The sequence below is a fragment of the Litoreibacter ponti genome (genome assembly GCF_003054285.1).
Taxonomy (GTDB): Bacteria; Pseudomonadota; Alphaproteobacteria; order Rhodobacterales; family Rhodobacteraceae; genus Litoreibacter; species Litoreibacter ponti.
On record NZ_QBKS01000001.1, the window covers coordinates 225,539 to 241,153 of the forward strand.

At 64.6% G+C, this 15,615-nt stretch carries 19 protein-coding genes; 5 read left to right on the forward strand and 14 right to left on the reverse strand.

Features of this window, described 5'->3' with window-relative positions:
* Window positions 1-9 precede the first annotated feature (9 nt).
* Entirely contained in the window at window positions 10-1,842 is a 1,833-nt protein-coding gene (locus C8N43_RS01200) for an ABCB family ABC transporter ATP-binding protein/permease (RefSeq protein WP_107843878.1), read from the forward strand.
* Between the two features lie 196 nt (window positions 1,843-2,038).
* Here the strand turns inward: C8N43_RS01200 and C8N43_RS01205 are convergent, their stop codons facing one another.
* The 5 genes from C8N43_RS01205 to C8N43_RS01225 are packed head-to-tail and all read right to left on the reverse strand — an operon-like array spanning window position 2,039 to window position 5,039.
* Window positions 2,039-2,329: a PAAR domain-containing protein gene (locus C8N43_RS01205; RefSeq protein ID WP_107843879.1), complete on the reverse strand. Its 291-nt coding sequence runs from the start codon at window positions 2,327-2,329 to the stop codon at window positions 2,039-2,041.
* 15 nt (window positions 2,330-2,344) lie between these two features.
* Window positions 2,345-2,785 (reverse strand): hypothetical protein, encoded by a 441-nt coding sequence (locus C8N43_RS01210; protein ID WP_107843880.1) that lies wholly within the window; start codon window positions 2,783-2,785, stop codon window positions 2,345-2,347.
* A gap of 57 nt (window positions 2,786-2,842) precedes the next feature.
* Window positions 2,843-3,658, reverse strand: coding sequence for a trypsin-like serine peptidase (locus C8N43_RS01215; protein WP_107843881.1), 816 nt, complete (start codon window positions 3,656-3,658; stop codon window positions 2,843-2,845).
* A 46-nt stretch (window positions 3,659-3,704) separates the two neighbouring features.
* A complete protein-coding gene (locus tag C8N43_RS01220; RefSeq protein ID WP_107843882.1) occupies window positions 3,705-4,373 on the reverse strand; it encodes a GNAT family N-acetyltransferase in 669 nt (222 codons plus the stop codon).
* A gap of 3 nt (window positions 4,374-4,376) precedes the next feature.
* A complete protein-coding gene (locus C8N43_RS01225; protein WP_107843883.1) occupies window positions 4,377-5,039 on the reverse strand; it encodes an SDR family NAD(P)-dependent oxidoreductase in 663 nt (220 codons plus the stop codon).
* Window positions 5,040-5,152: 113 nt separating this feature from the next.
* Here C8N43_RS01225 and C8N43_RS01230 point away from each other — a divergent pair, with 113 nt between their 5' ends.
* A complete protein-coding gene (locus C8N43_RS01230) occupies window positions 5,153-5,695 on the forward strand; it encodes a biotin transporter BioY (protein WP_107843884.1) in 543 nt (180 codons plus the stop codon).
* A gap of 440 nt (window positions 5,696-6,135) precedes the next feature.
* Here C8N43_RS01230 and C8N43_RS01235 read toward each other — a convergent pair whose 3' ends face one another.
* Window positions 6,136-6,414 (reverse strand): hypothetical protein, encoded by a 279-nt coding sequence (locus C8N43_RS01235; RefSeq protein WP_107843885.1) that lies wholly within the window; start codon window positions 6,412-6,414, stop codon window positions 6,136-6,138.
* Window positions 6,415-6,636: 222 nt separating this feature from the next.
* On the opposite strand from C8N43_RS01235, the gene C8N43_RS01240 reads away from it, so the two are divergent.
* The gene (locus C8N43_RS01240; RefSeq protein WP_107843886.1) at window positions 6,637-7,458 is read left to right on the forward strand and encodes a hypothetical protein; all 822 of its coding nucleotides are present in this window, start codon (window positions 6,637-6,639) and stop codon (window positions 7,456-7,458) included.
* Here C8N43_RS01240 and purF read toward each other — a convergent pair.
* Window positions 7,438-8,931: an amidophosphoribosyltransferase gene (purF, locus tag C8N43_RS01245; protein ID WP_107843887.1), complete on the reverse strand. Its 1,494-nt coding sequence runs from the start codon at window positions 8,929-8,931 to the stop codon at window positions 7,438-7,440. The genes C8N43_RS01240 and purF overlap by 21 nt on opposite strands.
* Before the next feature lie 135 nt (window positions 8,932-9,066).
* Between purF and C8N43_RS01250 the strand changes: the two genes are divergently transcribed.
* Together C8N43_RS01250 and C8N43_RS01255 are read left to right on the forward strand one after the other, a co-directional pair.
* Complete coding sequence (locus C8N43_RS01250) at window positions 9,067-9,603, forward strand: pseudouridine synthase (RefSeq protein WP_107843888.1); 537 nt, start codon at window positions 9,067-9,069, stop codon at window positions 9,601-9,603.
* On the forward strand, window positions 9,596-10,297 hold the full coding sequence (locus tag C8N43_RS01255; protein ID WP_158269885.1) for an SGNH/GDSL hydrolase family protein: 702 nt from the start codon (window positions 9,596-9,598) through the stop codon (window positions 10,295-10,297). The genes C8N43_RS01250 and C8N43_RS01255 overlap by 8 nt, the downstream gene beginning before the upstream one ends.
* Before the next feature lie 188 nt (window positions 10,298-10,485).
* Here C8N43_RS01255 and C8N43_RS01260 read toward each other — a convergent pair whose 3' ends face one another.
* The 7 genes from C8N43_RS01260 to C8N43_RS01290 form a co-directional block, all read right to left on the reverse strand.
* Complete coding sequence (locus C8N43_RS01260; protein ID WP_107843890.1) at window positions 10,486-11,532, reverse strand: fatty acid desaturase; 1,047 nt, start codon at window positions 11,530-11,532, stop codon at window positions 10,486-10,488.
* 127 nt (window positions 11,533-11,659) lie between these two features.
* Window positions 11,660-12,229 (reverse strand): CvpA family protein, encoded by a 570-nt coding sequence (locus C8N43_RS01265; protein WP_107843891.1) that lies wholly within the window; start codon window positions 12,227-12,229, stop codon window positions 11,660-11,662.
* 10 nt (window positions 12,230-12,239) lie between these two features.
* Window positions 12,240-13,613: a DNA repair protein RadA gene (gene radA / locus C8N43_RS01270; protein ID WP_107843892.1), complete on the reverse strand. Its 1,374-nt coding sequence runs from the start codon at window positions 13,611-13,613 to the stop codon at window positions 12,240-12,242.
* Between the two features lie 16 nt (window positions 13,614-13,629).
* On the reverse strand, window positions 13,630-13,944 hold the full coding sequence (locus C8N43_RS01275) for a hypothetical protein (protein ID WP_107843893.1): 315 nt from the start codon (window positions 13,942-13,944) through the stop codon (window positions 13,630-13,632).
* Window positions 13,941-14,273 (reverse strand): hypothetical protein, encoded by a 333-nt coding sequence (locus C8N43_RS01280; RefSeq protein ID WP_107843894.1) that lies wholly within the window; start codon window positions 14,271-14,273, stop codon window positions 13,941-13,943. The genes C8N43_RS01275 and C8N43_RS01280 overlap by 4 nt, the downstream gene beginning before the upstream one ends.
* The gene (locus C8N43_RS01285; RefSeq protein WP_107846183.1) at window positions 14,273-14,698 is read right to left on the reverse strand and encodes a paraquat-inducible protein A; all 426 of its coding nucleotides are present in this window, start codon (window positions 14,696-14,698) and stop codon (window positions 14,273-14,275) included. The genes C8N43_RS01280 and C8N43_RS01285 overlap by 1 nt, the downstream gene beginning before the upstream one ends.
* A gap of 120 nt (window positions 14,699-14,818) precedes the next feature.
* A complete protein-coding gene (locus C8N43_RS01290) occupies window positions 14,819-15,601 on the reverse strand; it encodes a DNA repair protein (RefSeq protein ID WP_107843895.1) in 783 nt (260 codons plus the stop codon).
* Window positions 15,602-15,615: the final 14 nt, after the last annotated feature.

Here is a 15,615-nt window from a genome sequence, read left to right on the forward strand (position 1 = left end):
CCCGCACATATGGTTACTGAAGTTACTGACGCCCGCCTCAATCAGGATCTGCGCCGCGATGGATGGCGGGTGGTCAAGCGGGTGATCCCCTATCTGTGGCCTGACGACCCGGAGAAGTTCTGGGTCAAGCGGCGCGTGGTGCTGGCGCTTGGCTTCCTGATCATCTCGAAGCTCGTCGCGGTCTACACGCCGTTTCTCTACAAGGGCGCGGTCGATGCGCTGAGCGGCGAGACTGCGGACAGTGCGCTGATGCTCGCCATGGGGGCGGTGGGCCTGACGGTGGCCTACGGGATGGCGCGGGCGATGAATGTGGGCTTCCAACAGCTGCGCGACGTAGTCTTTGCGCTGGTCGGCCAGCGGGCGCTGCGGATGCTGGCGCTGGAGACGTTCACCCACATTCACCGCCTGTCCATGCGCTACCATATCACGCGCAAGACCGGCGGGCTCAGCCGGATCATCGAGCGGGGCGTGAAGGGCGTGGAGTTCCTGCTGCGCTTCTTGCTGTTCTCCATCGGGCCGCTGATCCTGGAGCTGCTGATGATCGCGGTCATCTTGGCTTTTGTGTTCAATATCTGGTACTTGGTGGCCGTTCTTGTCACGATTGCGATCTACACCTGGTTCACCTTCGCGGTGACTGAGTGGCGCGTGAAGCAGCGCAAGGAGATGAACGATCAGGACACCGACGCCAATCAGAAGGCGATCGACAGCCTGCTGAATTTCGAGACGGTGAAGTATTTTGGCGCCGAGGCGCGGGAGGCGCGGCGCTACGATGGCGCGATGGAGAAATACGTGGCCGCCGCGCTGAAGACATCCTACTCGCTGGCGTTTCTCAACTTCGGTCAGTCGCTGATCATCACCTCCGGCCTTGTGGTCGTCATGGTGCTGGCGGCGATGGGGGTGCAGTCGGGCGAGCTGACTGTGGGCGATTTCGTCATGGTCAACGCCTACATGATCCAGATCACCATGCCTTTGAATTTTCTCGGGACCGTCTACCGCGAAATCCGGCAGGCGCTGGTGGATATGAGCGAGATGTTCGATCTGCTGGGCCAGCCCGCAGAGGTGCAGGACAAGCCGGATGCGTCCGAGATCAAGGTGACCGGCGGGCATGTGCGGCTCGACGGGGTCGAGTTCGGCTATGACGCGGCGCGGCCGATCCTGAAGGGCGTGAGCCTTGATGTGCCCGCAGGGCAGAACGTGGCGATCGTGGGGCCGTCGGGGTCGGGCAAATCGACCATCGGGCGGCTTCTGTTCCGCTTCTACGATGTGGGCGCGGGGAGCCTGACGATTGACGGACAAGACGTGCGGGATGTGACGCAGGACAGCCTGCATTCGGTGATAGGCGTGGTGCCGCAGGACACGGTGCTGTTCAACGACACGATCCGCTACAACATCGCCTACGGGCGCGAGGACGCGACATTTGCCGAGATCGAGGCGGCGGCGAAGGCCGCGAAGATCCACGATTTCATCCTCGACCTGCCGGAGGGATACGACACGGCCGTGGGTGAACGAGGGCTGAAACTGTCAGGGGGCGAGAAGCAGCGGGTGGGCATCGCGCGCACGCTTTTGAAGAACCCGCCGATCCTGCTGCTGGACGAGGCGACGAGCGCGCTGGATACCGAGACCGAGGCCGACATTCAGGCGAGCCTGGAGGAGATGGCGGAAGGGCGCACGACGATCACCATTGCGCACCGGTTGTCCACCGTGGCCGATGCCGACCGGATCGTGGTGCTGGAGCATGGCGTCGTGGTGGAAGAGGGCACGCACGGGGAGCTGCTGGAGCGCGACGGGCGGTATGCCTCGCTTTGGCATCGCCAGCAGGCCGAGGACGCGGAAGCGGCGTGATCTGAATGGGACGCGTACCGCGGCGCGCGTTCATTTATGCTCTTGGGAGGTGTCGCCATTGTGCATGCACCCATGGCGCATCAAACGCGTGCCTCCCGCCGCATGGGCATACCACCGGAGTATTTCGGACCAAATGGAGACCAAAAAAATTAGGGCGCGATCCGAACCGGTCGCGCCCTTGTCCGACTGGTCTGGGCTAGTTGATAATCACCATGGGGTAGCCGACGACGATCTTGCCGCCATGGGCTGTTCCGTCGCCAAGGCGGGCTGCCGGCTTGTTGTTGATCATCACCTTGCTGGAGCCCTGCGCGATCGTGTCGGGCGGGCCGACGCAGACGCACATATCCCCCACCACGGCGGCGGGCATATTGCCGATCATCACGTTGGGCGCGCAGGGGCCGGAGATCGGGCCACCGACATGGGGCTTCGGGCCGGGATCGACCATGGGGCAGACGTGGTTGTCGCCGAGGCGGGCTGCGGGGGGCATCGCGTCTCTCCTTCTTCAGCCGATATAGATCATGTCGCCATCGACGGCGGTGTCGCCATCGGAGGTCAGCGTGCTCTTGGTGCCGGATTTCGCGGTGACGGTCTGCTTGGCGTCGGCCGCGATATCACTGGCCTTCAGGTCCAGCGTCTCGGTCGCGGCGACGGTCACGTTGTTGTCGGCGACCAGCGTCACATCGGCGCCGGAGGTGATGGTCACCCCTTCCTGGCCGGACAGGTCCAGCGTGCCCATGGAGTTGACCGACAGGTTTTGCGCCGCGTTCAGCCGCAGGCTGTCGCCCTCGGGCGTGATGACCAGATCGGGCGTGGCGGAGGCCTGTTTCGGGCTGCGCGGATCCTGCACATGGACCACAAGCCCGCCGGGTGTGGTGATGACGAGGCGCTGCGCCTCGGCGTCGTAGCTGATGTCGAGCGGGTCTTTGGAATGGGTTTTGCTCATAATAAATCTCCTGACAATGGCATCAGTAGAGCAGATTTTGCCCGCCATATAAAGGGGCTAGTTGCCGATCTGGGGCAGGCGGTTGGTGACGACCCTGGGGGCGGTGCTGGCGCCGTCGACCCGAAGGAAGCGCGAGACCGGGTTGGAGACCTGCAGCTCGCGGATCAACCCGTCCACCGCCGGACCCATGGGAACACCGAGCGCCACATCGCGACCCTGCCGGGTGGTGCCGGACGACATGATCGACGCAATCTGCGGGCCTTGCGTGGTCATCACGAAGACCGGCGCGCCGGACGCGCCCTTGTCGATGTCGCAGGTGTAGTGCAGCACGCTGGCCGCGGAATGGGTCATCGCGCAGCCGTCTTCGAGCGAGGGGACCTGCGTGCGCCCGCGCGCATAGCTGACCACCATCACCCGGTCCGACGGCGCGGGCTTGCGGTGGGTGCGGAAGGGTTGGATGGCGGCATCGTTGATCTCGCGCTCCAGCTCGATCACGGCCACATCGGCGGCGATATGACGGTAGGTGTTGGTGCCGCCGCCGAAGCGGTAGTCGCGATGCACGGCGACCCGCTTGGCGCTGCGTGTGGCCGCTGCGCGCCCGTGGCGATAGCCCGCCTTGAACACCAGCTTCTCGGGGTCGTGCAGCCGCCCGGTCTTGTTGTCGAAGACGCAATGGGCGGCGGTGAGCACCAGTTTCTTGCTGATCAGCGCGCCGGTGCAAAAGCCGCCGCGACCAATGTCGATGCGGCCCACGGCCTGCCACGGCCTTGCCTCGGACGGGGTATCGAGCGCCTGATGCGGGGCAGCATCCTTGGCAACGGCGGGCGCGCAGAGTGTGGCAAGCGCCAGCGCGAGGGGCAGCAGATATCTCATGCCCCATGGTTAATCCCGCAGTTTGGCAATTTTTGGGCGCGGAGGCTCAAGCCGCGGAGCGCAGCTCCTGCAGCCGTTTGATCTGGCGGCCCTGCGCGTCGAAATTGCCCGGGTCGAGCCAGGCCTCCAGCGCCGCGCGGCAGGCGGGCCATGTGTCGCGCAGGATCGAGAACCATGCGACATCACGTTGCCAGCCATCGACGATAGCAGCGCGCCGCCAAATGCCCTCCGGCTCGAAGCCAAGGTTTACCGCGGCCTGCATCGAGCGCGCATTCTGCGCCTGGCAGCGCCAGACCAGCCGCTCGTAGGCCAGATCATCCATGCCGAGGCACATCAGCTTGAAGATCGCCTCCCGCGCGGCAGGGGTGCCCTGCAGGGCGGGGGCGAACCAGATGCTGCCGATCTCGAAGGCGCCGTCGGTCTGGGACACATCGCAGATCGAAAGCCAGCCCTGCGGCGTGCCGTCCGAGTTGATCACGGCCCAAAAGGGCTGGTCTTCGCGGGTGGTGAGGTCAGCCAAGATCTCGCGCAGGGCGTCGAGCTGTGCGAACGGACCATAGCGCAAGTATGTGAAGCTGTCGGGTGCCGCTTGGGCGAGCTTGAAAAGCGGCTCCGCATGGGCGAGCGAGAGCGGCTCCAGCAACATATAGCGGCCTGCAATGGAACGCTTTTCAGGGAAGTCCCAATGGGTGCGAGGGGCGCGCGTGCCCAGCATCGGCTAGAGCGGCAGCTCGTCGAGCAGCCGCGCGGCCTCGGTATGCGGGTCGGTGAGCTTTGCGCGATCCTCCCCGGGGTAGAACCGCCCGCGGGTGGCCGTGGGCAGGGGCTGGGGCGTCAGCACATGCACCTGCGGGCCGGACTTGGCGCATTCATCCTGCATCGTACGGGCCATGCGCATCTGGGCGGCCTTGCTCATGCCGTAGCCGCCGTGGAACTTCTCGGCCTTCACGGGATCGTTGAAGAAGACGGCGTGCGCGTCCGGGGCGGCCTTGAGCAGGGGCAGAGTGTTGAGGATCAGCCGCGCGGTGGCGCGAATGTTCGTGGCGATGGTCTTGTCGAGATCCTTGGCGTCGAAGAATTCCATCGGCGAAAGCGGCGGCGCATGGATCGCGGCATGGACCAGCAGGTCCACATGGCCCCACCTCTGGTGGATCGAATGGCAGATCTGCGCCATGGCGTCGTCATTGCAGATGTCGACGGGCACCAGGGTGGCCGCGCCGCCCTTGGCCTGAATGCGGTCGTCGAGCTCTTCAAGCGCGCCGGTGGTGCGGGCGAGCGCCACGACATGGTAGCCGCGCTGCGCCAGCGCCTCTGCCATGGCGGCGCCAAGGCCGCGCGAGGCCCCGGTGACCATGGCGATTTTTTGTGTCTCATCACTCATAGGCCGACCGTTTCCCAGCCCAGGCCGCGGGGGTCAAGCCCTCGTTGCGCTTGACGCCTTCGCCGCACTGCCGCAAAACAGGCGGTAAGATTAATGCAGCTGGAGGGACAGCCATGACTTTGACGCAAGCCGCCTTTGGGGCCGACACATTCACCAAGAAGCTGGCGCTGGTGCTGGGCGGCTCGCTGTTCATCGCGCTGGCCGCGCAGGTCAGCGTGCCGTTCTTCCCGGTGCCGATGACGCTGCAGACGCTGGCGATCCTGATCGTGGGGCTGTCCTTTGGCGCACGGCTCGGCGCGGTGACCCTGCTGGCCTATCTGGCCGAAGGCGCTGCGGGCCTGTCGGTGTTCGCCAATGGCGGCGCGGGCTTTGCCTATATGATGGGCCCGACCGGGGGCTTCCTGCTGGGCTTCGTCGCGATGGCTTATGTGGCCGGTCTGGCCGCGGGTCGTGGCATGGTGACGATGCTGGTCGCGAGCTTTGCCGCCGCCGCGCTGATTTATCTGCCGGGCCTGGCCTGGCCCGCTGCGATGCTGGGCAAGACCATGCCCGAGCTGCTGTCCGGTTGGATGCTGCCCTTCCTTGCGGGCGATGCGCTCAAGGCCGTGCTGGCCGTTATGGCGGTTGCGGGCGGCATGAAGCTGCTCGCCAAGTAAGCCTGACAAGATACGGGTTTCAGCGCCGCTCCGGGCTCCCGGGGCGGCGTTTTTCGTTTTGCTCGGGGGATGAAAAGAGGCGTCCGCCCTGAAAGGGATCGTGGCTGCGCGACGCCCCATGTGAGTTCGGGACGCATCTGTGCGGGTGTGTCAGGCCCGCGGTAGCTCACCGGTGAGGCGCGATGGTGCCGTATGTTGTCCGGCACCGCGGTCACGAGGTTTTCAGATGCCCCTTCGGCTGAGGGCCGAGGGGGCGTTGGATCCAGGGGCGGTTCTAGCCCGTCTGCGTTAACGATGTCTTAGGCCTGCGGTCGCTGGCCTGTAGGGGGCGCCAAGCCGCGTCGACGCGGCTTGTTGAAACCGCCTTTGAAGGCGGTTTCCATGCGATTTCGAAATCGCATGGTGAAAGCCCGTTCGAACGGGCTTTGGCGCTTAACGGATCAGGCCGCGCCGCGTTCGCGTGCGGGAATCTCGAGCCGCTCGGTCTGGCCTTCGCGCGCCAGGATCAACGCGGCGGTCTCGATCGCCACGACCTCGCGCCCGCCAATGCGGTCGCCGACCTTTACCATCTCGATCCGTCCGCCCCGGTGGCGCAGCAGCGAGCGGGTCTCGGTCGGGGTCTCCACCGTGCCCACAAGCGCCAGCGCGTCCAGCGGCAGCACGTCGTTGAGCGTTGCGATCTTCAGGGTCTCGGGCGGGGTCGGGGTTGTTTCACTCATCGGGTACAGATTCTTACATTAGCTCACGTCGGAGCGGCTGATCTAAGAGCCAAAGTCGGGGAGCGAAAGGGGACGCAGTGTCCGTCGGCAAGTTTTTGCCGCAGTGCGGCAGAGGCGGCTGTCTTGGCCGTTTCAAGCTAAGCAGCCTTGCCGTGTCAAAGCGACCGTGCGAGAGTCCGATGCATTATTTCATGATTTTTTTTGCTGCATTGGAGCGAACCCATGTTGGAGGTCTTGCTTAGTCTCGGCGCACAATTGCTTGCCGATGAAGCGGTGCAAAAGTCTCTCGGAACAGCGGCGGTCACCTTGGGCACGACCGCGTGGTCCGCGACGCGCAACGCATGGACCCGCAGACAGGATCGGCTGGCATTGGAACGGGTCAGAGACCAGTTCAACCTGTTGTCACGCAACGAGGGCAAACATGTTCGCAACGTTAGGAACGCAATCGCGCTGCTGGCGGCCTTTGATGCATTTGTCACGCAGGTCAAACAGGAACGGACCGTGTCGACGAGTACTGCTGTGGCCTTCGGGTCTTCAGGGTCCTTGCTGTTTTTGTATCCAATTCTGTCAGACCTTTTTCTCCTCCCAGCGTTGAGCAACGAGGAACTCGCTGCAGTCGCTCTGCTGATCCCGTTCGTCGCGGACCCGGTCGCCCGGTTGTGGCGTGGTTGGCGCGGGCAATCCGCCATTCTTGATCGGATCGGGGAGGTGTTTGATCGGGAAGACAACGAGACGAAAAAGGACAAAAGCGAATACACTTCGTATAAGCAGGCCCGCGCTGAACTTCAGAGCAGGGTTCTGGAGCAGCTGACGGCTCTTCTGAAAAGCCGCTCGCTGCACGAGGCTTTCGATGTACCCAAGGCTCAGCCGCAGGAACTTAATGCTGAAGAGCCACAGCCGGATGAGCCACTCATGAGCAATTTGGACAAGGAAATGGAAGCAGCGCTCGTATATGGTGACGAACGAAATTCCAATTCCAGAGGACCATTCGCTCGGCGGTGGAGATGGGTGCGCTGGCGCAGATTATTCGGCAGCGGTCTTTAGCTCGAACCCCTTGTCGATCTGATCGCTCGGCTCGACCGGGTATTCGCCGGAGAAACAGGCGTCGCAATATTGCGGGCTGGACGGATCGCGGCCCTTGGCCTCGCCCACGGCGCGGTAGAGTCCGTCGAGCGAGATGAATTTCAGCGAATCGACGCCGAGATGCTCGCGCATCTCGTCCTCGGACATGGTGGCGGCCAGCAGCTTCTCGCGCTGCGGCGTGTCCACGCCGTAAAAGCACGGCCACGCGGTGGGGGGGCTCGCGATGCGGAAATGGACCTCCGCCGCGCCGGCGTCGAGGATCATCTCCTTGATCTTGCGGGACGTGGTGCCGCGCACAACGCTATCGTCGACCAGAATGACCCGCTTACCGCGGATCAGCGCGCGGTTGACGTTGAGTTTCAGGCGCACGCCCATGTTGCGGATCTGCTCGGTGGGCTCAATAAATGTCCGGCCCATATACTGGTTGCGGATGATGCCCATGGCGTAGGGGATGCCGCTTTCCAGCGAATAGCCGATGGCGGCCGGCGTGCCGGAATCGGGCACCGGGCAGACCAGATCGGCGTCCACGGGGGCCTCCTTGGCCAGCTCGCGCCCGATGGCCTCGCGGGTCTCGTAGACGGAGCGGCCGCCCAGAATGCTGTCGGGGCGGGAGAAATAGACATGCTCGAAAATGCAAAAGCGCGATTTAGCAGGCCGGAACGGGTGGTGGCTTTCCACGCCCTTTTCGGCGGTGATGACGACCATCTCGCCCGGCTCGATCTCGCGCAGGAACTCCGCGCCGATGATATCCAGCGCGCAGGTCTCAGAGGCCAGCGCATAGCCGTCACCAACCCGCCCCAGCACCAGCGGGCGCACGCCCAGCGGGTCGCGCACGCCGATCAGCTTCGTGCGGGTCATGGCCACGACGGAGAACGCGCCTTCGACCTTGCGCAGCGCCTCTTCCATGCGATCGGGAATGTTGCGGCCCATGGAGCGGGCCATCAGGTGAATGATGCACTCGCTGTCGGACGAGCTTTGGAAGATCGAGCCACGCTCGACCAGCTCTTTACGCAACGCGTCGGCATTGGTGATGTTGCCGTTATGGGCGATGGCCGCGCCGCCCATGGAAAACTCACCGAAAAAGGGCTGCACGTCGCGGATCGCGGTTTGGCCTTTGGAGCCGGCGGTGGAGTAGCGCACATGGCCGATCGCAAGGCTGCCGGGCAGCTTCTCCATGACCGTGGCGGATGTGAAATTGTCGCGCACATAGCCGAAGCGGCGCACGGATTGGAAATTCGCCTCGGGGGAGTAGGTGACGATGCCGCCCGCCTCCTGGCCGCGATGTTGCAGGGCGTGCAGGCCGAGGGCCGCGAAATTCGCCGCATCGGTGGTGCCGATTACGCCGAATATGCCGCATTCTTCCTTGAGTTTGTCGTCATCGAACGGGGTCTCTCGCCAGTTTTCATCCGTACGAGAGGAGGTTGGGTGCGACATGGGGGCAGCTCCGAATCCGCGTGACAACTCTGGAACCACAGATAGGGCCTTTGGCAGGCGAAGTCACGCGGTTGGACGCAGCGTTTCGGGGGGGCGATCTTGCCTGTGGCGCGCGCGGCGTGGCAAACTGGTGCCATGAGCCGCGTGATCCTGTTCAACAAGCCCCATGGGGTCCTGTCGCAGTTCACCGATGGGCAGGCCCGGGCCACCCTGTCGGACTATATCGACGTGCCGCGGGTCTATGCCGCGGGCCGTCTGGATCGCGACAGTGAAGGCCTGCTGGTGCTGACCAATGATGGCAAGCTGCAGGCCAAGATCGCCCATCCGAAATTCAAGGCCGCCAAGACCTATCTGGCGCAGGTCGAGGGCACGCCGGAGCGGGATGCGCTGGATGCGCTGCGCCTGGGCGTGGTGTTGAAGGACGGCAAGACACGGCCCGCGAAAGTGGAGAAGGTGCCGGAACCCGACTGGCTCTGGCCGCGCGATCCGCCGGTGCGGGTGCGCAAGACGGTGCCCGACACCTGGCTGCGCCTCAGCATCACCGAGGGGCGCAACCGGCAGGTGCGCCGCATGTGCGCCGCCGTGGGCCATCCGTGCTTGCGGCTGATCCGGGTGAGCGTGGGCGATTGGGCGCTGGATGGCATCGCCCCGGGGGCGTGGCGCGATGCGTGATGTGGCGTTGAAACTGGCGCTGCTGCCCGTGCTGGCGGCGCAGGGCTGGCGGGCGCGGAAGACGGCCCGCTCGCTGGACGCGCCCGAGGGCGCGCGGTCAGGCGTTGTGGGGCAGGGCGCGCCGCTTCGGCTGCTGATCCTGGGCGACAGCTCGGCGCTGGGGGTCGGGACGCGGCATCAACGGGATGCGATCTCTGGCCAGCTGACCCGCCGCATGGCGCGCAAGCGGCAGGTGCATTGGACGCTCAACGCGGTCAGCGGGGCCACAACGGCGCAAACCCTCGCGCGGCTCAAGGCAGAGGAGTCCGGCCCGTTCGACATGGCCGTGATCTGCCTTGGGGTGAATGACGTCACCAAGAACGAGACGCTGCGGCGCTGGCTGGGCCGCAAGCGCGCGCTCTGCGAGACGCTGCGCGGGGCTTACGGGTGCGAGCATGTGTTCGTGTCGGGCATGCCGCCGATCGGCTCGTTTCCCTTGCTGCCCAACCCGCTGCGCTGGGTGCTGGCGCAGCAGGGCCGGCGGTGGGACCGGGCGCTCGCGGTGATGCTGGGTGGGATGGAGGGGTGCTACTATGTGAAGGCCGCCGAGAGCCTCAGGCCCGAGCAGATGTCGGAGGATGGTTTCCACCCCGGGCCGCAAGTTTACGCCATGTGGGCCCGAGAGGTGATGTCCGAAATGGAGCCGTTTCTTTGAGGCGCGCGGTGGCAAAACTCTTTTGAAGAGTTTTGACCAGACTTTCCCTGAAAGTCTGGCTGCGCGGCACTTTGCAATTGGGGCTCAAGTCTTGGGAGCGGCCGCGAGCAGTCCCCTTTTTCGCATCGACGTTACGCGCGTGTCGGATGGCTATGCAGGCGGTGCAAAACTCTTCTGAAGAGTTTTGATCAGACTTTCCGGGAAAGTCTGGCTTCGCGGAAGCTGATCAGGCGGCGGGACTGCTCGCACCACAGCTGTAAGCCCACCGTCTTTAGGCTTTCGCGCACGGTCAGGCGGTTTGCCTCGGCCAGTTGCGTGTGGGTGCGTAGCACCTCTGGCAGCCGGTAGAACGGGATGCGCGAATAGAGGTGATGGACGTGGTGAATGCCGATATTGGCCGAGAACCACGCCAGCGGCTGCGGCAGGATGTAGTGCGATGAGCCGTGCAGCGCCGCCTCGTGCAGCTGCCAGTCATCCTTGTGATCCCAATGGGTCTCTTCGAATTGATGCTGCACGTAAAACAGCCACACGCCCAGACAGGCGGCCAGCAAGGTTGTCGGGATGAAGATCAGCACCAAGGGCTTCCAGCCGCCAAACCACAGGATCGCGCCAAGAATCACGGCGATGCCCAGATTGGTGCCCATGGAGGACAGCCAGTATTTCGCGCCCTGCTTCATGTAGCCCACGGGCAGACGATGCTCGAGGAAGAAGACGTAGGCGGGGCCCAGCACGAAAAGGACCAGCGGATTGCGGTAGGCGCGGTATTTCAATCGGCCCAGCCAGCCGCGGGCCTGGTACTCGGCCACGGTCAGCGTGTCGATATCGCCAAAGCCCCGATCGTCGAGATTGCCCGCGGCCCCGTGGTGGATCGCGTGGGAGCGGCGCCAGATGTCGTATGGCGTGATCGTCAGCACGCCAAGCGCGCGGCCGACCCAATCGGAGACCCGGTGGTTTTGAAAGAACGAGCCGTGGCCGCAATCATGCTGGATGCAGAAGAGCCGCACCAGAAACAGCCCGTTGACCAGCGCCAGCGCCATGGCCAGCGGCGTGCTGACCTGCAACATCGCCCAGGCCGCAGCCCAGATGCCGAGGAACGGCAGCAGGGTTATCGCCAGCTCGAACAGCGAACGCGGCGTGTTCGGGTCACGAAATTTTGCGAGGTGGCGCACCCATTCCATGGCAGGGGCATCTGCGGCCAACGCTGTCGGCCGGGGCAACTCGGGATCTTGGAACATAGCACTGCTGTCCGTCTCTTTGGGGCGGTTCCCAACATCGGTATAGCAGCGGGGGATTAACGCAAGCTTATTCGACCCCGGACCGGCCCCCGACGGGACTCTGCGCAGCGCTCAAGCCGAGCCTATCTTACGCGTCGGAGCCTGCGGGCGCTGTGCAGTGGGAGATCAGGTCTTCATAAGTCCCCACGATCCAGCCCGGCGCGTCGGTCGGGATCAGCGAATCCACATCGCCCGACATCTGCGCCACGACCTTGGCGGTGCGCGAATCGTCGACCATAGGGATCGCCTGATCGGCCACGACGCGGTCGTAGATCACGAAGGCCACGACCACCAGAAGCACACCCCGGGCCACGCCAAACAGGAAGCCAAGCCCCTGATCGATCCCGCCCAGAACCGAGCGCTGCACCGCCCCCGACAGGATCGGCGTGAAGATCGACACCACCACCAGCGCCACGGCGAAGACCAGCGCAAACGAGGTGATGGTCGCGGGCTCGCAGCCCTCGATCAGCGTGTTGAGATAGGGAATTTCCTTAGCCAGCGGCACCGCTTGCGGCGCGAAGATGAAGGCCACGATGGCCGCGGCGACCCAGCCCACGATCGACAGCGTCTCGCGCACCAAGCCGCGCGAATAGGCCAGGATGGCGGAGACGACGATCACGCCTGCGGCCACGCCGTCTACAATGGTGAAACCTTCCATCTCGTCTCTCCTAGGGGGCCTGCTCTGCCCCGAATAGCTCCTGCACGAAGGTCGCCAGATCGGGCATCGTGCGCAGTGTCATTCCGTCGACCCGGGGCAGCTTCTTCTGCTCGGGTCCGATGGCGGAGGTAAAGCCCAGTTTGGACGCCTCCTTCAACCGGTTTTCCGCCTGTGTGACGGGCCTTAGCGCACCTGAGAGGCTGATTTCACCAAAAACCACCGATTCCGGCGGCAAAGAGACATCCTCGCGCGCGGAAAGTAGCGCAGCGGCAACAGCCAGATCGGCGGCGGGCTCGCTCACCCGCATGCCGCCAGCCACGTTGAGATACACATCAAGCCCCGCGAACGGCACGCCGCAGCGCGATTCCAGCACGGCCAGGATCGTGGCCAGCCGCTGGCTGTCGAGCCCCACCACCGTGCGCCGCGCCTGCGGGTTGGGGGAGGGGGCGACGAGCGCCTGAATTTCGGTCAGAACGGGTCGCGAGCCCTCGATGCCGGAGAACACGACCGAGCCCGGCGCGGGCTTGTCGCGGTCCGACAGGAACAGCGCGGAGGGGTTGGTAACCTCGGCCAGACCGCGGCCGGTCATCTCGAACACGCCGATCTCGTCGGCGGGGCCAAAACGGTTCTTCACCGCGCGCAGGATGCGGAACTGATGCCCGCGCTCGCCCTCGAAATAGAGCACCGTGTCGACCATGTGCTCGACCACGCGCGGGCCGGCCAGCTGGCCTTCCTTGGTGACATGGCCCACCAGCACGATCGCGGTGCCGGTGCGTTTGGCGAATGTGATCAGCTCATGAGACGCCGCGCGCACCTGGCTGACGGAGCCCGGGGCGCTGTCGACCTGATCGGACCACATGGTCTGGATAGAGTCGATGATCGCAAGCTTCGGGCGCTCCTTGTCCAATGTTGTCAGGATGTCGCGCAGGTTGGTCTCGGCGGCGAGCCGCACGGGGCTTTCGGACAGCCCAAGCCGGGTGGCACGCATGCGGATCTGCTCGGCGGCTTCCTCGCCCGAGACGTAGATCACATGCATTCCGTTGCGCGCGAACCGCGCGGCGGCCTGCAGCAGCAGAGTGGATTTGCCGATGCCGGGATCGCCGCCCACCAGAATGGCCGAGGCATCGACCAGCCCGCCGCCCAGCACCCGGTCCAGCTCGCCCACCTGGCTTGCCGTGCGCGCGGGCGGATCGTCCTTGGCGTTGAGATCAGACAGCTCCAGCGTGCGCCCGCGCATCGCGCCCAGCGACTTCTTGCCCGGACCCGCGGTCAGGGGCGCCTCCTCGATGATGGCGTTCCACGCCCCGCAGGCGTCGCACTGGCCCGACCACTTGGTGTGGGCGGCGCCGCATTCGGTGCATTTATGGGTGAGTGCCTTGGCCATGGGCCGCTCTTTTGCCCTAGAGGCCGCCCCACGGCAAGCCGGCAATCAGGGCCAGACCGAAGACGGCTTGTGCGAACGGCAAAAGCTTGGACCAGCGGTCCTCGGCCCAGACGCCGTAGAGCCCGAAAATCAGGCAGGCCCCGCCCGCCATCACCGCGATGCCGGGCTGGTTGAGGCTGATCGAGGCCATGCCAAGGATCGTTGACAGACCCAACAGAACGGCGATCAGCCGGGTGCGGCCTCTGGTGGTGGCGGCGCGGTAGATCGACCACAGCAGCGCCGCGAAGACTGCGGCAGCGATGACGATCCCGGCAAGCAGCTGCACAATCATCGCGCGGCCTGAATGCAGACATAGACCCAGGCGCAGGCCGCGATAATATGGGCGAGGGACAGGAGCTTCCACCAGCGCGGATCGCCGATCAGCGCGGCAAGACAAGGCAGGATCACGAGCGCCGCACTTAGGATCATGCGGTCCAGATCGCGGTACTCCCAAGGCGGCGCGATGGCGGTGATCGTCAGCGCAATGATCAGCCCGGCGTTGAACCGCCAGCCGATGGGTGCGGTGGCGACCCGGTAGCCCTGCCAGATGATCTGCGTAAGCGCTGTCATGACAATCGCGGCCAGCATCGCGAAGCCCAGCACATACTGCGCTAGCTCCATCACTTGCGCGCGCTCGCGAATGACAGCGCTAGCGAAGCCAGCACGCAAAAGGTGAACAGATACAAACCCCAGCCGGTCTCGACCCGGCCGACGCCCACCCCCTTGGCCAGCACGATGTAAAGCGCGATCAGAAAGATGTCGGCCATGGCTAGCTTGCCCAGAATGGTGATCGCAGGCAGCAGCCGGGGCGAGGCGAGGCGAAACTGCACCAACGCCAGCCCCCCGACCTTCAGCATCGGCGCCACAAGCGCGAAGAAGGTCACCAGCAGCGCGAGCACCACGTCCTTCTCCCACAGGGTCTGCACCCCGGTGATGACGGAGATTTCCGACAAAGCGAAAAACGGCAGCAGCCCCGCTTTCAACAGCGGCGCGAACCACGCGATGGGGAACAGCACCAGAAGCGACAGGTTGGCAAGTTTAAGCATCATGGCCCCTTGAACCCCGCAGCGGCGGAAATCTCAAGTATCTCCATTTGGTTAAAAATACTCTGGGGGTTTGGGGGCAACGCCCCCATCAAAACATCGCGGGCCGAAGGCTCAATTGGTTCAGGCGTCCTGCGCGGCAGGGGCTTTGGGCTTGGGCAGGGGCACGACATTCTCTTCGACCTCGGGCGCGTCTGCCATCTCGTATCCGATCAGCGGCAGGATCTCGGCCAGGTCTTCCTCGAGACGCTGCATCTGGGCCGCAACCACGCTGTCCTCGACATTGACCTGCTGCGACCAGCGCTTCAGCTCGGCGCAGGTCTGCTGCGCAAGCGCGATCTGGGCACGGTATTCCTCGATCTCGCGCTGGCGGGCGCGCAGGAAGCCGCGGGCACGCTGCACCTTCTCTTCTGAGTACACGTCCGCCAGATCGCGCGCCTCGTGGCTCATCTGGGCGGCAACCTCCAGCACGGAGCTTTCCAGCGTGTGCAGCTCAGGATGGTCGCGCATGTGCAGGATGCGCTCGCGCACGGAATCGAACTCGCTCGACAGGGTGAACAGCTCTTCCTTGTCGGCCTTGTGGGCGGTCAGGTAGGCGCGGGTGACGTCCTCCATGGAGATGTGGAAGTTGCGGTGCGACTTCTCCAGCTCGAGGATGCGGCGGTTCGATGGCAGGTAGAAGCACAATGAAATGGCCAGGGCGGCCAGGAACAGCTGGGTGATCATGCCCGCCGCAGGCACCTGGGTCTCGCCATAGGCGGCGGTGAAACTCAACCAGGGGGCGAGGCCCAGAGCGGCCAGAATGGTCGCGCCAATGACCACGATCGAGAAGGCCACCACGGCTACCAGAGCCACTTTCTGGAAAAACTGTTGGATCTGCAGCCAGGTTTGGTTGGCACCCGTCATCGTCGCACTCCCCC

What these genes read in the sequence shown, in the direction of transcription:
- C8N43_RS01235 (WP_107843885.1), bottom strand. Translation starts at nt 6,414, where the DNA reads ATGAGTGAAACAACCCCGACCCCGCCCGAGACCCTGAAGATCGCAACG.
- C8N43_RS01250 (WP_107843888.1), top strand. Translation starts at nt 9,067, where the DNA reads ATGAGCCGCGTGATCCTGTTCAACAAGCCCCATGGGGTCCTGTCGCAG.
- C8N43_RS01285 (WP_107846183.1), bottom strand. Translation starts at nt 14,698, where the DNA reads ATGCTTAAACTTGCCAACCTGTCGCTTCTGGTGCTGTTCCCCATCGCG.
- C8N43_RS01275 (WP_107843893.1), bottom strand. Translation starts at nt 13,944, where the DNA reads ATGATTGTGCAGCTGCTTGCCGGGATCGTCATCGCTGCCGCAGTCTTC.
- C8N43_RS01290 (WP_107843895.1), bottom strand. Translation starts at nt 15,601, where the DNA reads ATGACGGGTGCCAACCAAACCTGGCTGCAGATCCAACAGTTTTTCCAG.
- C8N43_RS01260 (WP_107843890.1), bottom strand. Translation starts at nt 11,532, where the DNA reads ATGTTCCAAGATCCCGAGTTGCCCCGGCCGACAGCGTTGGCCGCAGAT.
- C8N43_RS01255 (WP_158269885.1), top strand. Translation starts at nt 9,596, where the DNA reads ATGCGTGATGTGGCGTTGAAACTGGCGCTGCTGCCCGTGCTGGCGGCG.
- C8N43_RS01220 (WP_107843882.1), bottom strand. Translation starts at nt 4,373, where the DNA reads ATGCTGGGCACGCGCGCCCCTCGCACCCATTGGGACTTCCCTGAAAAG.
- C8N43_RS01215 (WP_107843881.1), bottom strand. Translation starts at nt 3,658, where the DNA reads ATGAGATATCTGCTGCCCCTCGCGCTGGCGCTTGCCACACTCTGCGCG.
- C8N43_RS01265 (WP_107843891.1), bottom strand. Translation starts at nt 12,229, where the DNA reads ATGGAAGGTTTCACCATTGTAGACGGCGTGGCCGCAGGCGTGATCGTC.
- C8N43_RS01230 (WP_107843884.1), top strand. Translation starts at nt 5,153, where the DNA reads ATGACTTTGACGCAAGCCGCCTTTGGGGCCGACACATTCACCAAGAAG.
- C8N43_RS01205 (WP_107843879.1), bottom strand. Translation starts at nt 2,329, where the DNA reads ATGCCCCCCGCAGCCCGCCTCGGCGACAACCACGTCTGCCCCATGGTC.
- radA (WP_107843892.1), bottom strand. Translation starts at nt 13,613, where the DNA reads ATGGCCAAGGCACTCACCCATAAATGCACCGAATGCGGCGCCGCCCAC.
- purF (WP_107843887.1), bottom strand. Translation starts at nt 8,931, where the DNA reads ATGTCGCACCCAACCTCCTCTCGTACGGATGAAAACTGGCGAGAGACC.
- C8N43_RS01280 (WP_107843894.1), bottom strand. Translation starts at nt 14,273, where the DNA reads ATGGAGCTAGCGCAGTATGTGCTGGGCTTCGCGATGCTGGCCGCGATT.
- C8N43_RS01225 (WP_107843883.1), bottom strand. Translation starts at nt 5,039, where the DNA reads ATGAGTGATGAGACACAAAAAATCGCCATGGTCACCGGGGCCTCGCGC.
- C8N43_RS01210 (WP_107843880.1), bottom strand. Translation starts at nt 2,785, where the DNA reads ATGAGCAAAACCCATTCCAAAGACCCGCTCGACATCAGCTACGACGCC.
- C8N43_RS01200 (WP_107843878.1), top strand. Translation starts at nt 10, where the DNA reads ATGGTTACTGAAGTTACTGACGCCCGCCTCAATCAGGATCTGCGCCGC.
- C8N43_RS01240 (WP_107843886.1), top strand. Translation starts at nt 6,637, where the DNA reads ATGTTGGAGGTCTTGCTTAGTCTCGGCGCACAATTGCTTGCCGATGAA.